This window comes from Yoonia sp. BS5-3 (assembly GCF_038069655.2).
In the GTDB taxonomy this organism is placed as follows: domain Bacteria; phylum Pseudomonadota; class Alphaproteobacteria; order Rhodobacterales; family Rhodobacteraceae; genus Yoonia; species Yoonia phaeophyticola.
Window position 1 is genome coordinate 2,373,098 of record NZ_CP150951.2, and the last position, 13,331, is coordinate 2,386,428.

Sequence of the window (13,331 nt, forward strand, 5' to 3'; positions counted from 1 at the left end):
GGGCAATCTGTGCAAAAGCTATTGAAAAGCAGTGGGGTCTTTCATGCCAACAGGGGTACACAAGATGAGAATTTTTAATCCAGACAATCACGCAAAGTCAGACCAGCACAAACGGCTCTATGCGATATGTGAAGTAGCCTATTCAGCGATTGATTTTTCAGCAGCACTTTTGTTCATCGTCGGAAGTGTTCTGTTTTTCGACGAAAGCACCACCTATATTGCGACGTGGCTTTTCCTTGTGGGATCCGTGTTGTTTGGCATGCGGCCCGCGGTGAAATTGTATCGCGAGATAGGATATCTGCGGTTGGGCGACTACGATGATATTGCGAGACAATAGGGGCCGGTTCTCGGGCATGGGGCGCGCATATTTATGCGATCACTGTGACGCCTGCATCAGACTGTATCAATGCTTTCCCGGACAGGGACCGGGGGGTGGGGGATAACACACAAAGATGCGCGCCGGGATTTGATCGCACTCTGCGCGATGAGCAGCGGTTTGATCGTCGGCTCGCCCCAGGCACCAGCGATTCTGGGCTTTTATCGGCAATGGCGGTTTTCTGCCCGTTTATGGAAATACGGTATGAGAACCCATTGCCTGTCTTAAGAATGTCATACTCACCTCAATATTAAACGACGTGGTTCAAGATTGGAGCGCCGCGGAAAATCATGAGTGTTCTCGCAGACCTTTCGATTGTCGTTGGTGTCGTATTGGCACCGCTTACTATAGCCATAGAGGGGCGGCGCGTTTCTGATCCGGCAAAACCCCTGTTCTTGCCCAATCACATAAGAGTTCCGCTCGGCTGCGCCTTGTGGGGTCTTGTGCTTGGAGGTTTCTATTTTCAGGACTACCCAATCCCAATGAGCGAAGAATTAAACCTGATGGGCCGTATCTTCACCGCAGTTGTGCGTACGCTGGCGGCTTTTGCTTGATAAACGGATGGATCGAAGACCGTATTTGGCACATGCCAAATCTGTAAACCAACCCATCACTCCGGATGGCGCGGCGCCTTACCAGATGGCGCCACATAAGGCCGTGTCACATCGCGCAACACCACTTCAAGCGCCTCAACATCCAAGGCAATCACGCCGTCACCTGCCAAGGTCAGCTCAATCCGGCCAGACCCGTCTTCACCCGGCGTAAAGGCGACCGACAGCAACGAAAACACCATGTCGGGGTCGGATTGGTCCACGCCTTGGCTTTGCACACGCATCACGTCCTCAAACGCCAAAACGGCCTGCACCCGTTCAAAACTGCGTTTTCGGGCCGTCGCATTGGACGCATCTTCCCAGCGAAACCGGTTCAGCAGTAGGGCAAAGCGGCGGGCCTTGCTGTCCCAGCGCATCTCGGTTGCCGGAAAAACGGCATCCTGGGTCAGCGAGGCGATCACCTGCAAGTCCTCTGCATCCAAAGCCTTCAGGCGCAGCGCCCGTTCGATCCCGTCTTCAAATCGTGCGTCTTCTGTCATGAGCCTTTGATCCGTTCAATCTGTGCGCCCACGGCGCCCAGTTTTTCTTCAACATGTTCGTAGCCGCGATCCAGATGATAGACGCGGTTTACCGTGGTTTCGCCCTCGGCAGCCAGCCCGGCGAGGATCAGCGAGACTGAGGCGCGCAAATCGGTGGCCATAACTGGGGCGCCCTTCAGACGCTCGACGCCGTGGACTGTGGCCGTGCCGCCCTGGACCTCAATATTCGCGCCCATGCGCACAAGTTCGGGGGCATGCATAAAGCGGTTCTCGAAAATCTTCTCTTCCAATACCGATGTGCCGTTCGCAGTGCAAAGCATCGCCATCATCTGGGCCTGTAGATCGGTGGGAAAGCCGGGGAAAACGGCGGTCGTGACATCGACCGCCTTTGCGCGGCCATTGGCACGGCTTACTTTCAAACCGCCCGGGGTTTCAGTGACATCAACGCCCGCTGCGGTCAGTTTCTCGACAAAAGATCCGACCAGATCCAAACGGCCGCCCAGACATTCCACTTCGCCGCCTGAAAAGACCGGGGCCAGCATGTAAGTGCCCAGCTCAATCCGGTCAGCCACGACAGCATGGGTGGCTGCGCCCAGCTTGTCGACGCCCTGGATGGTGATTGTCGGGGTGCCGTCCCCTTCGATCTGGGCCCCCATGCCGCGCAGGCAGGTGGCCAGATCAACGATCTCCGGCTCGCGTGCGGCGTTGTTGATCACGGTGGTACCTTTGGCCAGTGTGGCGGCCATCATCGCGTTCTCCGTCGCCCCGACCGAGGCCATGCGGAACTGAATATCCGCCCCCTTAAGCCCCCCTTTGCCTCTGCATGCAGATAGCCATCGCGCAGCTCAATGGTGGCGCCCATCGCCTCAAGCGCGGTGACATGCAAATCCATAGGGCGCGCGCCAATCGCGCAGCCACCGGGCAGTGAAACAACTGCCTTATGATGACGCGCCAACAGAGGACCAAGCACCAGGTTCGAGGCGCGCATTTTGCGCACAATGTCATAATCGGCTGTGGTCTCTGCCGCGTCATGGGCAGAAAGAACCTGCACATTGCCGCCCTTCATCGATGTAACCTCAACACCCAGCGACTGCAAAAGCTGGGTCATGGTGCGGATGTCAGACAGACGCGGGACATTGGTCAATGTCAGCGGTTCTTCTGACAGCAAAGCGGCAGGCATCAGCGTCAGCGCAGCGTTCTTGGCGCCCGCAATTTGTATTTGCCCGTTAAGGGGTGTGCCGCCCTTGACCACAATGGAATCCATGCCTGCCTACTCTTTCTCGTTGTTATCTGCCGCACGACGCCGGGCCTGCGCTTTGCGCTTGGCCATATTTGCCTTCAGAGCCGCCTTCAGGCGGTCTTCCCGTGTCGCTTGCGGCTTTGATTTATTGTTATCTTTGTCGCTCATGGGACTTGTGTTATCAACTGTCGGAAAAAGGGTCCAGTCAGGGCTTGCACCATGGCGCATTTGGCGCTAATTCCCCGATCCACGGATGCTGTGGTAGCTCAGTGGTAGAGCGCACCCTTGGTAAGGGTGAGGTCGGGAGTTCAATCCTCCCTCACAGCACCATCTAGGACCTGCGCTTGATGACATCGCGCAGATGCCCAGTTGGTAAGTCTTCCCCAAATTTCTGCCTGTTGAATTGGGCAGTCATCAGCGGCTGTGAACAGCTGTTTCTTCATTTGGACTGATGGTGACCTCGTTTTGGCAGTCCCGCAGGTGCTATCGTAAGGCGCGCCGGGTCTTCAGAGGCTCGCGCGAAATCGCCTCACGCTGCAGATAGGTAAGCTGTCCGGCGATCTTTTTGAAGCTCTGATGCGTCGGCTTCGGTTCGAGAAAATCAAATAGCCGCAACAAGTTGGCCGGATGTTTGACGACCAATTCGCCCAGCTTTCCCAAAGCTGTTTCCGCCGGGTAGGCCGTGATGATCTGCGCCGCCGCCTGGGTCGGGGTGAGTAGTGCATAGTCCTGCTCCCGCATGTCTGTATCCCGCAGAACATCAAAGGGCGACGCCCCAAGTGCCCGAAACTTAGGCATATGAATGCGTATGTCCTCAGCCGTATTTTCAATTACAGTGCCAGAGCGTTGCGCAAAGCCCAGCATAGCCAATTTGTCCAGTGCCCGGCGGCGCATTGGCCCCGAGAGCATATCCAGATCAGCCCGATCATAGTGCAATTCATCAAAGACCGAGATTAACCGTAATTCAGCATCGGCCACCATCAGATAAGGGTCGGCGTTCAACCCTCTGATCCTTTCATTGAACGGTGCCGTTGATGGTGTGCTTGCCGACGCCGGCGCATGTGCTTTGCGCGCGAACAGGGTAGCCAGGCGGTTGATCATCGCGATGTGTCTTCCTGGGCAGTGATGGCTTTCTAAGGACGTACATAGTGCGATTTTTGTCCAAAACAGGCTTCACCTGGACCATCCATGCCCTACCTGTACCGCGTCAAACAAACGCAGGTTCGCGATGTTACAAGATAAGAAGTCAGAAACAGATGCGGAAAAGCAAAAGGTGCTGCTGCGCCGATTGGTGACAGAAGTCAGCCGCGAGAACCCCGATTTGTATTACCAACCGACAAGTCAAGTGGCCCGGCTGATTGCCGACCACATCAAATCGGGCCGCACGCTAAACGGTGATGAGCGCAAGCTGATGGCAGGGCTCGGCACCCGAGATTTAGAGGTTTTGCTCAGCCTCCATTAAGCGAGAAATTGTATCGTTAAGATCATGTCCACACGACCTACTGCATTTGACGACAAACAACCGTCGCGGATAAAAACGTGTTTCGCAGTCCTTATGCCCGCTTGCGTTTATCTTTTGGGCCATTCTAACCGACCAAGTGGCGGCAGCATCGTGCCGCGTACGATTGCGCTGAGCAGTTTTGGTCCCGGCGGGATTTGTGAGATCGGGTAAAGCAGCCTGTCCCGTAAGATCGGCAGCCAGCGGCTGTCCGACTGATATTGCGGGGTGAAGGCCGCGCTCATCCATTGATAGCAGCGCACATGCCACCGCCGCGCTCGTGCATAAAGCGCCAATGCTGCGTCGCCTTGTGCGACCCGCAGCGCCTCTGCCAACGCCATCGCGTCCAGTAGCGCCATATTTGCCCCTTGCCCCAGCTGCGGGCTGGCTCTGTGCGCGGCGTCTCCGATATGCACCAGACCGGGCGACCAGGGTTTGCCCATTGTCCCATGCCCGTAGCGCGCCATCGTCATCTGATCGGGATCTGTGATTTGTGCGGCAAAGGGCGCAAAATCGGGCCAAAGCGCGATGGCCTCGCATTTCCAGGCTTCGACGCCGCCCGCCCGCCAATCATCATAACTGTTCCTCGGCATTGACCAGAAAATCGCAGCTTTCTGTGCGGCGTCGCCTGGCAGTTGTCCGATCGGCAGCGCCCCGATCATACGGTTGGCCTTTCGATAAGCCTGGCTCAGCTGGGTTTGTGGCAGGTCCGTTTCCGGCCAGTCAACCGTCCCCCAGATCGCCCCATAGGGCAGGGGGCGTGCCCCAAGCGGGCTGAGCGGTGAATGTGCCCCCGTTGCGTCGACGATCAGATCGAATGGCCCGTGCCTGTCTTGATTTTCAAGGATCAGCATCGCGTCATCCCGGCCGATCACCCGGGCGCCGGGATGTAGGCTGATGTCGCGCTGTATAGTTGCCTTGTGGATCGCGGCAAACAGGCTGGCCCGGTGGATCGCCAACCCGGTCTGTGCGCCGCTGCTTTGATCATACCAGACATTCAGCACTTTGCGGCCCCGATCCATCTCATGCCCCAGCATTCGTGTGATCGGGTTGCCCAAGGCGCGCGCCTGATCCCCGGCGCCTATCTGGTCAAGCACCTGTTGCCCAACCGGCTGGATCACCAGGCCGGATCCCACCGGCTTAGGCTGGTCAAATTGGTCGAAAACGCTGACCTGATGCCCTTGATCGGCCAAAAGCGCCGCTGCTGTCAGCCCGCCAATACCCGCCCCTGCGATGGCGATCTTGGTTGTTTTCTGCACCCGCCCCGTTCCTTTGTTTTTGCCCCGTTGCAAAGTGCAATGGGTGTCTTTACCCCGCGCGCCTGCCTGCCTATAAGCAGCCGCATGAAGTTGAGCCTGATGATCATAGCCATTATCAGCCCGGCGGTCTGAGGGATAGACCAGCCGGGAAAAGGTGCCCGCGTTTGCGCACCGCTCCTTACACTTGCCTGATGGATATGAAAAAGGACGCCTGACATGTGCGCCGACACCCCTGAATACAAAGACACGCTGAACCTGCCCCGCACCGATTTTCCGATGCGCGCGGGCCTGCCCAAGCGCGAGCCGGAATGGCTGGACCGTTGGGCGCGGATCGGTGTTTACGACCGTTTGCGCGAAAAGGAAGGCCGGACGCCATTCACGCTGCATGACGGCCCGCCCTATGCGAACGGCCACCTGCATATCGGGCACGCGCTGAACAAGATCCTGAAGGACATGGTTGTCCGCAGCCAGCAGATGATGGGCCGTGACGCCCGCTATGTCCCGGGCTGGGATTGCCACGGTCTGCCCATCGAATGGAAGATCGAAGAGCAATACCGCCAAAACGGTCAGGACAAGGACGACGTGGACGTCGTTGATTTCCGTCAGGAATGTCGCAAGTTCGCCCAAGGTTGGGTGGATGTTCAACGCGAGGAATTCAAGCGTTTGGGCGTGCAGGGTAACTGGGATGAACCCTATCTGACGATGAACTTCCACGCCGAAAAGGTCATCGCCGAGGAGTTCCAGAAATTCCTGATGAACGGCACGCTCTATCAAGGCTCCAAACCTGTGATGTGGTCGCCGGTTGAGAAAACCGCATTGGCCGAGGCCGAGGTCGAGTATCACGACAAGGAAAGCTTTACGATCTGGGTGAAATTCCCCGTCCGTGAAACGAACAACGACGCCCTAAAAGGCGCGTCCGTGGTGATCTGGACCACAACCCCTTGGACCATGCCGTCCAACCGGGCCGTGGTTTACTCGGATAGCGTTTCTTACGGTGTCTACGAAGTCACCGACGCACCAGAGGATAATTGGGTCTGCAAAGGCGAGCGTTATGTCTTGGCTGATAATCTGGCCGAGGGCGTGTTTGCCAAAGCGCGCGTTGATCAGTTCACGCGGGTCAGTGATGCGGGTGACTTGTCGGCCACGTCATTGTCGCACCCGCTGGCGGGTGCCGAAGGGAGCAACGGCGAATGGGACGATCCGCGTGACTTCCGCGCTGCTGATTTTGTCACCGACGGCGAAGGCACCGGCTTTGTCCATTGCGCCCCGTCGCATGGTATGGATGAATTCGAACTCTACCGTGATCTGGGCATGCTTGAGCAGATGATCACCTATAACGTCATGGAAGACGGGTCTTTCCGCGAAGGCTTGCCCTTCTTCGGTGGCAAGAAAATCCTGCGCGACAAGATCAACAAGAAGAACAAGAACAATCCGTGGGAAGGCGATGCCAATACGGCCGTCATGTCCAAACTGGCCGAGGTCGGCGGGCTGTTTGCGCGCGGCGTGATCAAGCATAGCTATCCGCATTCCTGGCGCTCTAAGGCCCCTGTTATCTATCGCAATACACCGCAGTGGTTTGCCGCTGTGGACCGTGCTGTTGGTGACGGCGAAGACACGTACGGCACAACGATCCGCGAACGTGCCCTGCGCTCGATTGATGAGCTGGTCACTTGGACGCCCAAGGCGGGCCGCAACCGCCTTTATTCCATGATCGAAGCCCGCCCCGATTGGGTGCTGTCCCGGCAACGCGCCTGGGGTGTGCCGCTGACCTGTTTCACCAAGAAGGGTGCTCTGCCCACGGACCCGGATTTCCTGCTGCGCAATGAGGCGGTGAATGCCCGTGTGCTTGCGGCGTTTGAGGCCGAAGGTGCCGACGCATGGTACGCGGATGGGGCCAAGGCCCGGTTCCTGGGCGATGATGTGGATCATGACGCCTATGATCAGGTGTTTGATATTCTGGATGTGTGGTTCGACAGTGGCTCTACCCATGCGTTTGTGCTGCGCGACCGCGAAGATGGCTCTGACGACGGCATGGCCGATGTCTATCTGGAAGGGACCGACCAGCATCGCGGCTGGTTCCATTCATCCATGCTGCAAGCCTGCGGCACGATGGGCCATGCGCCGTATCGCGCCGTTGTGACCCATGCCTTCACCTTGGATGCCAAGGGCGAGAAAATGTCCAAATCCTTGGGCAATACCATCGTGCCCGCAGAGGTGGTCAAGCAATATGGCGCGGATATCCTGCGTCTTTGGGTGGCCACGACCGACTATAAGCATGATCACCGGATCGGGGATGAAATCCTGAAAGGGGTGGCCGACAGCTATCGCCGTTTGCGCAATACGCTGCGGTTTATGCTGGGGTCGCTGGCGGATTTCACCGAAAGCGACCGGGTTGAACCGGCCGATATGCCCGAATTGGAACGCTGGGTCCTGCACCGCTTGGCCGAGATCGACGTGCAGGTGCGCGAAGGCTATGCGGCCTATGACTTCCAAGGTGTGTTCCGCGCGGTGTTCGAATTCGCCACGCTGGACCTGTCGGCCTATTACTTCGATATCCGAAAGGATGTGCTGTATTGCGATGGCGACACGGCCCGTCGCAAGGCGGCGCGGACGGTGCTGGATATCCTGTATCACCGCCTGACAAAATGGTTAGCGCCAATGCTAACCTTTACCATGGAAGAGGTCTGGCTGGAACGGTTCCCGGGCGATGACAGTTCGATCCATCTAGAGGATTTCGCTGAGACGCCGACCGATTGGGCGGATGAGGCGCTGGCCGCGAAGTGGACGACCATCCGCAAGGTGCGCCGTGTGGTGACCGGCGCGCTTGAGGTCGAGCGGACGAACAAGGTAATCGGCGCATCGCTTGAGGCGGCGCCAACGGTTTATGTCAGCGAAGAGGTGGCGGCGCTGCTGGGCACGGTGGATTTCGACGATCTGTGCATCACCTCAGGCATCACCGTGTCAACAGATGCGGCCCCGGCGGATGCTTTCAGCTTGGAGGATGTGGCAGATGTCGCTGTCGTCTTTGCGCGAGCAGACGGCGAGAAATGCCAACGTTGCTGGAAGATCCTACCAGATGTCGGCGAATACGCTCATACGGGCGTTTGCGGGCGCTGCAATGACGCACTGAACGATGTGGGCTGATCGGGTGTGTCGGCCTGTATCGGAGGCCTCTCCGATACAGGCTTTGGGAGGTGAGTATTTGACGCTAGTTAATCGCAGGTTGGCTGCGGGTGAAAGCGGAAAATCGATATTTGGTGCAAAAACCACGCTGGCTCAAACGGTTGGCGCTGCCAAATCGGGCGATCACCTGCGGACGCGACCACTCTTACAAGTGCAGCGCCGGATAGGCGTATCCCCATGCCGGGCTTGATCTGCGAGAGTTCGCCCGTTGGAGGCCTTGGGCTCGATGCGGCGGACGGTGCGATCACGCAGCTGCATTGGGGGCGGCCCGGCAATCTGACCAAAGGCGCATTGTTTGAGCGGGCCAAGGGTGAATTGACCGCTTATTTCGCCGGCGACCTGCGCGAGTTCACGCTACCACTGCGGTCTCGCGGGAGCGTGTTTCAACAGGCGTTCTATGCCGCGCTGTGCGCGATCCCATACGGCTACACACGCACCTACGGAGACTTAGCCAAAGAGCTGAGCGTTCCGGCGCAAGCCATCGGTCAGGCCTGCGGGGGGAACCCCATCGCCATTCTGATCCCGTGCCATCGGGTGCTCGGGGCAACAGGGCTTGGCGGGTTCTCAGGCGAGGGCGGGGTCGAGGCCAAGGTGGCCCTGTTGCGATTAGAAGGTGCAGCGGGGCTGTTAATCTAGCAAAAGCAAATTTATCTTGGAAATCCAAAGAGACACTGGAAATGTAGTGCAGTCTAACCGTGTGGGCCAAAATGCTTAACAAGCGTCCGCCCGCCACTAACCTCTTTCAATGAAATAGACCATTGCCGATCGGAGGTCGTGCCGTTGGCGCGACTTGTCTCATATGTACCAAGCTCCAATTGCCACCATTGGTCATATGGAGCATCATCTTGCACAAATCTGTCCCAATTATCCCTTACGTATTGAAGCAGTTGCGCCCCTGTGGTGGGTAGTTCTGCATCAAAGTGGTCACCATAGTGCTCTGTGGCCAGTTCTAGTTCCAGGTTATCGCGTGTGCATTGAATAACATCTGCGCGAAGTTGTCTTGCCCCCCCCTGGATGCCTTCGTTTGACACCTCTTTCGTCGGCAATTTTGTTGCGATCGCCCTCGCGCCCATAACATCGGCTTCTTTCTCAAGCCCGGCGTTGTCGTTGACTGAGACGCCGTTCACTTGCGTGGTCGGTTTGACGCGCCCTTGTGCCTGTTGCACCACGTGCCACGCTTCATGCGGTAGATGTTTCTCCTGACTTGGCCCGAGGTGGATATCACTGCCTTGAGCATAGGCATGGGCCTGAACTGCGGCGGGTTTGGATGAGTTGTAATGCACTTTGACATTGTCGAGGGACATGCCCGACAGGTTTTCAACTCCGGATTTCAACCCGTCTGGCAGTCCGGTTTTGTTAGGTTTGCGCGTCTCGGCCCGCTGCACAAACTTGCCCTGGCCGGCATCGTTCTCGATGCTTTGCAATTGCTGGACCTGCGGGCTTTGATTTGCAATGTCCTGCAGGTTTCGACCCGCGCTTGCTTTGGCGCTTTTTGTGGCGGCCTGTTGCAGTGGTGTTTGGCCGGTTTGCGGATGCCGCATTGCGGATTTGCTGGCGCGGGGCGCCTGTTGGAAACTGTACATTGAGTGGCCCTTAAAACCGGGAGTGCGTCATTGAATGACTCAACCCTTAGCACGAACCCCGCCGTTTTCCAACGGAGAAGATCAGCGCGTGCCCCTTTCGGGAAGGATTTGCTGCAGGACCCCAGCACAGAGCAAATAGATTGATGAGCCTACAAGCCCCCAATGTGCCCAGCTTTCCGGATGAAAATCGACCCATGCCGCCCAACCGGCAAAAAAGGTCCAGGCGAGCGCCATCGGTAGTGAAATGTTCCGCCAACGTTTGGTCCGGACGGGGTGCACGAATTTCAGCGGCAGAAACATCGCAACGGCGAGGCTGCCCACAAGGACCACCGATACCCAAAAACTGGGTTGCAGCGCAAAGATCACCAGAACCAGCATGTTCCAGCATCCCGGAAAGCCGGAGAAAGAGTTATCTTTGGTTTTCATCCGTGTGTCGGCGAAATACATCGCCGAAGTAAAGGTGATGATGATAATCGCAAACCATCCCGTCCACCCGGGCAAGAGCCCCGATTTGAACAGCGCATACGCTGGCACGAAGACGTAAGTCAGATAATCGATGATCAGGTCCAGCAGGACCCCGTCGAAGGTGGGTGCATTCGTCTTCACGTCATAGCGGCGTGCCAGTGGTCCATCGATCCCGTCTACGAAAAAAGCGACGACGAGCCAAAGGAACATCAGGCTCCATTTTTCTTCGACGGCGGCCAGCATCGCTAGCATGGCAAATACAGCGCCAGATGCCGTCAGAAGGTGAACGAAAAGTGCTTTGCTGCGTAATGTCATCGACACTTCATGCGGGAAAAGCTGTGCCGGGGCAATGGGGGCGTGCCCTGAATTCTCTGGGTTTGCGCAGGCAGGCGGGCCGGGTTCAGGGTCCGGCTGCTTTGGGGTGGGCTTTGTCGTAGACCTCCATCAGGCGGGCCGCGTCGACGGCCGTGTAGGCTTGTGTTGTCGAAAGTGATGCATGCCCTAATAGTTCCTGGATCGCACGCAAATCCCCCCCAGCTGCCAGCAGATGGGTCGCAAAGGAATGGCGCATTGCATGTGGTGTGGCCGTGGCTGGAAGGCCAAGTTGCATCCGGGTTTGCTGCATCACCTTTTGAATTGCGCGTGGCGACAGCGCACCGCTGCGCACGCCCCGAAAAAGCGGCTTATCCGCTTGGGCCGGGTAGGGGCAAAGCCGTAGATAGGCATCAACGGCGGCGCGCGCAGCATCAATCACGGGCACGATCCGTTCCTTGCCCCCTTTACCTGTGATCCGAAGCACTTCGGGCAGAGGTACATCAGCGCCCGTCAACCCCAGCGCCTCAGAGATCCGCAGCCCGCAGCCATAAAGCAGCGTAACGACCGCGCTGTCGCGGGCCGCGACCCATGGTTCAGGCGCTTGCAATTCGACCGTTTCGATCATGGCCGCTGCGGCATCGGGCGCCAGGGGGCGGGGCAATTTGGCCTGGAATTTCGGCGCGCGAGTTGACAGAACGGCGGTCGGTTCAAAATCTTCGCGGGCGGCCAGCCAGCGGTAGAAGGATTTGACCGCCGACAATGATCTGGCAAGCGACCGCGCGCTGACACCGCGTCCGCGTTCATTGGCCATCCAAGCCCGCATATCCCGGATGCCGATCTTGGCAATCGGCCCAAGGCCTTGGGCCTCGCCGTTATATTGCGTCATGAAGGATAAAAATCCCAGAAGATCAGCCTGATAGGCCTTCAGCGTATTTTCAGCCGCGCCAGCCAAGGCCCGCTCATGATCCAGCCAGCGGGCCAATGCATCGCTGAGAGCATCCGAAATCACGTCAGCCAGCGCCGCATTGTCCGCTCAAAAACACCTGCGAAGAACGCCAGCAGATCAGTGCCTTGCTGCGGTGTGAACAGCTTGGGGTCCTCGCTGCCCATGACCAGCATACCGGGCAGCCGGTCTTCGCCAAGATCCAGTTTCAGGCAGGCTTCGGACTGGATATATTCGGCCCGTTCGCCATAAAGACTGCCGCCAACCTTATGGAACTTGCGCAATGTGACCTGCCGTGCGGGCATGTTACGGCCAAGTGTGATGTAGCCTTCGATGAAATCTTCGGGCATGACGGCTAGCGTCGGGCGCATTTCATCGGCCGCGTTCGGATCGCTGCTTTCCAGCACCACGCGGATTGCATCAACCCGCAGAATATCGGCAACATCACCGGTTAGATCGGTCAGGAATTGATCAAAGCTTTGCGCATCCATCATCCGCAGAATGGCCCGGTGAACCTGATTGGTTCCGGCCAGGTTTTCATAGGCTGCCGCTACAACATTGCGATGGGTGTCCTCAAGCCGGTCGAACCGGGCCTCTAGCCGTTCCATAGCCACGCCGCGTAAATCTACAATATTGACGCCCGCAGCCTCTTCTTTTGCGCCCACAAGAGCGCGCATGACATCGTGGTCATCCAAGAGGACATCGGGATTTGCGATGATCTTCTTACGAAGGTCATCAGCCATGATCTGTTTGTTCATGTTGCCTGCTCTGCTTTTGTTTTTTTGACACTTTAGCAGAGGGTTGGACGCATTTCTTCAACTATTTTGAAGCAGGCCAAAGGCGCGTGGCTTTTTTGCCAAGACAGTGATGAGACAGCGGCCCCTGTTACGTGACTGATCAGATAAGGCGCAGGTGGCCCGGGCGCTTCTGCCGCTGGATTGGTCCGATTTTTGCTTCGAGCGATGTCAAGGCAACGGCATATTGTGCAAGATCTGGATGTGGTATCATCCCGGTTTGCGTTTGGGTCACGAACTCAATGCGATCACCTTTCAAAATAGCCACCTGCGCTGGCGCGTATTCTGCCATTGAAATCACACCATCCTTTTCTTGAGGTGTCACCAAAGGAAATGATGTCTGGTAGCAAGGATGAGGTCGTTGTGCCCGCCACAATTTGACAGAGCAGGTTTTCGCTGTAGGTGTCGCATAATATGCAATTTCGGCCATAATATTGGTCCCTTCAATCCGATGTTTGTCGGGGGTCCAAAGCAGCGCCTGATAGTTTGCGGACTGATAGTTTTCGATCGCCTGTGCGCAGGCGTCCTGAAGTGTTTTTTCATCCAACCGGGTGAAACCTGAACGGAAAAGCGAAACGAATAGGT

The 13,331-nt window shown here is 57.3% G+C and carries 14 protein-coding genes, 1 tRNA gene and 1 pseudogene; 6 read left to right on the forward strand and 10 right to left on the reverse strand.

What is annotated here, in order from left to right; genetic code table 11:
• Positions 1-64: 64 nt before the first annotated feature.
• Both AABB29_RS12015 and AABB29_RS12020 read left to right on the forward strand, forming a co-directional pair.
• Positions 65-337, forward strand: a complete 273-nt coding sequence (locus AABB29_RS12015) for a YrhK family protein (RefSeq protein ID WP_373636529.1) — start codon at positions 65-67, stop codon at positions 335-337.
• A 329-nt stretch (positions 338-666) separates the two neighbouring features.
• On the forward strand, positions 667-930 hold the full coding sequence (locus AABB29_RS12020) for a hypothetical protein (protein WP_341366680.1): 264 nt from the start codon (positions 667-669) through the stop codon (positions 928-930).
• A gap of 56 nt (positions 931-986) precedes the next feature.
• Here AABB29_RS12020 and AABB29_RS12025 read toward each other — a convergent pair whose 3' ends face one another.
• The 3 genes and pseudogenes from AABB29_RS12025 to AABB29_RS12035 all read right to left on the reverse strand — a co-directional run bounded on the left by AABB29_RS12025 (position 987) and on the right by AABB29_RS12035 (position 2,874).
• The gene (locus tag AABB29_RS12025) at positions 987-1,466 is read right to left on the reverse strand and encodes a DUF2948 family protein (protein WP_341366679.1); all 480 of its coding nucleotides are present in this window, start codon (positions 1,464-1,466) and stop codon (positions 987-989) included.
• Positions 1,463-2,730: pseudogene (murA, locus tag AABB29_RS12030) on the reverse strand (UDP-N-acetylglucosamine 1-carboxyvinyltransferase). Before murA ends, AABB29_RS12025 begins: the two are co-directional and overlap by 4 nt.
• Positions 2,731-2,736: 6 nt before the next feature.
• Positions 2,737-2,874 (reverse strand): hypothetical protein, encoded by a 138-nt coding sequence (locus tag AABB29_RS12035; RefSeq protein ID WP_341366678.1) that lies wholly within the window; start codon positions 2,872-2,874, stop codon positions 2,737-2,739.
• Between the two features lie 87 nt (positions 2,875-2,961).
• On the opposite strand from AABB29_RS12035, the gene AABB29_RS12040 reads away from it, so the two are divergent.
• Positions 2,962-3,036: transfer RNA gene (locus AABB29_RS12040), tRNA-Thr, on the forward strand.
• 153 nt (positions 3,037-3,189) lie between these two features.
• Here the strand turns inward: AABB29_RS12040 and AABB29_RS12045 are convergent.
• Entirely contained in the window at positions 3,190-3,708 is a 519-nt protein-coding gene (locus AABB29_RS12045; protein WP_341366677.1) for a hypothetical protein, read from the reverse strand.
• 226 nt (positions 3,709-3,934) lie between these two features.
• Here AABB29_RS12045 and AABB29_RS12050 point away from each other — a divergent pair, with 226 nt between their 5' ends.
• On the forward strand, positions 3,935-4,168 hold the full coding sequence (locus AABB29_RS12050) for a hypothetical protein (protein ID WP_341366676.1): 234 nt from the start codon (positions 3,935-3,937) through the stop codon (positions 4,166-4,168).
• Between the two features lie 107 nt (positions 4,169-4,275).
• Here AABB29_RS12050 and AABB29_RS12055 read toward each other — a convergent pair whose 3' ends face one another.
• Complete coding sequence (locus AABB29_RS12055; protein WP_341366675.1) at positions 4,276-5,463, reverse strand: NAD(P)/FAD-dependent oxidoreductase; 1,188 nt, start codon at positions 5,461-5,463, stop codon at positions 4,276-4,278.
• Between the two features lie 216 nt (positions 5,464-5,679).
• Here AABB29_RS12055 and ileS point away from each other — a divergent pair, with 216 nt between their 5' ends.
• Together ileS and AABB29_RS12065 are read left to right on the forward strand one after the other, a co-directional pair.
• On the forward strand, positions 5,680-8,607 hold the full coding sequence (gene ileS, locus AABB29_RS12060; RefSeq protein WP_341366674.1) for an isoleucine--tRNA ligase: 2,928 nt from the start codon (positions 5,680-5,682) through the stop codon (positions 8,605-8,607).
• Between the two features lie 216 nt (positions 8,608-8,823).
• On the forward strand, positions 8,824-9,282 hold the full coding sequence (locus AABB29_RS12065) for a methylated-DNA--[protein]-cysteine S-methyltransferase (RefSeq protein ID WP_341366673.1): 459 nt from the start codon (positions 8,824-8,826) through the stop codon (positions 9,280-9,282).
• A gap of 53 nt (positions 9,283-9,335) precedes the next feature.
• Here AABB29_RS12065 and AABB29_RS12070 read toward each other — a convergent pair whose 3' ends face one another.
• The 5 genes from AABB29_RS12070 to AABB29_RS12090 all read right to left on the reverse strand — a co-directional run bounded on the left by AABB29_RS12070 (position 9,336) and on the right by AABB29_RS12090 (position 13,293).
• Positions 9,336-10,070 (reverse strand): DUF4157 domain-containing protein, encoded by a 735-nt coding sequence (locus AABB29_RS12070; RefSeq protein ID WP_373636530.1) that lies wholly within the window; start codon positions 10,068-10,070, stop codon positions 9,336-9,338.
• 240 nt (positions 10,071-10,310) lie between these two features.
• On the reverse strand, positions 10,311-11,009 hold the full coding sequence (locus tag AABB29_RS12075) for a CDP-alcohol phosphatidyltransferase family protein (RefSeq protein WP_341366671.1): 699 nt from the start codon (positions 11,007-11,009) through the stop codon (positions 10,311-10,313).
• A gap of 85 nt (positions 11,010-11,094) precedes the next feature.
• A complete protein-coding gene (locus AABB29_RS12080) occupies positions 11,095-12,018 on the reverse strand; it encodes a tyrosine recombinase XerC (RefSeq protein WP_341366670.1) in 924 nt (307 codons plus the stop codon).
• On the reverse strand, positions 12,015-12,710 hold the full coding sequence (locus AABB29_RS12085) for a DUF484 family protein (protein WP_341366669.1): 696 nt from the start codon (positions 12,708-12,710) through the stop codon (positions 12,015-12,017). Before AABB29_RS12085 ends, AABB29_RS12080 begins: the two co-directional genes overlap by 4 nt.
• A 139-nt stretch (positions 12,711-12,849) precedes the next feature.
• A complete protein-coding gene (locus tag AABB29_RS12090) occupies positions 12,850-13,293 on the reverse strand; it encodes a hypothetical protein (RefSeq protein WP_341366668.1) in 444 nt (147 codons plus the stop codon).
• Positions 13,294-13,331 lie beyond the last annotated feature (38 nt).

Bases quoted from the DNA above. Each gene is read 5' to 3' on its own strand.
- AABB29_RS12025 (WP_341366679.1), bottom strand. From the start codon at position 1,466: ATGACAGAAGACGCACGATTTGAAGACGGGATCGAACGGGCGCTGCGC.
- ileS (WP_341366674.1), top strand. From the start codon at position 5,680: ATGTGCGCCGACACCCCTGAATACAAAGACACGCTGAACCTGCCCCGC.
- AABB29_RS12015 (WP_373636529.1), top strand. From the start codon at position 65: ATGAGAATTTTTAATCCAGACAATCACGCAAAGTCAGACCAGCACAAA.
- AABB29_RS12075 (WP_341366671.1), bottom strand. From the start codon at position 11,009: ATGACATTACGCAGCAAAGCACTTTTCGTTCACCTTCTGACGGCATCT.
- AABB29_RS12085 (WP_341366669.1), bottom strand. From the start codon at position 12,710: ATGAACAAACAGATCATGGCTGATGACCTTCGTAAGAAGATCATCGCA.
- AABB29_RS12050 (WP_341366676.1), top strand. From the start codon at position 3,935: ATGTTACAAGATAAGAAGTCAGAAACAGATGCGGAAAAGCAAAAGGTG.
- AABB29_RS12065 (WP_341366673.1), top strand. From the start codon at position 8,824: ATGCCGGGCTTGATCTGCGAGAGTTCGCCCGTTGGAGGCCTTGGGCTC.
- AABB29_RS12035 (WP_341366678.1), bottom strand. From the start codon at position 2,874: ATGAGCGACAAAGATAACAATAAATCAAAGCCGCAAGCGACACGGGAA.
- AABB29_RS12020 (WP_341366680.1), top strand. From the start codon at position 667: ATGAGTGTTCTCGCAGACCTTTCGATTGTCGTTGGTGTCGTATTGGCA.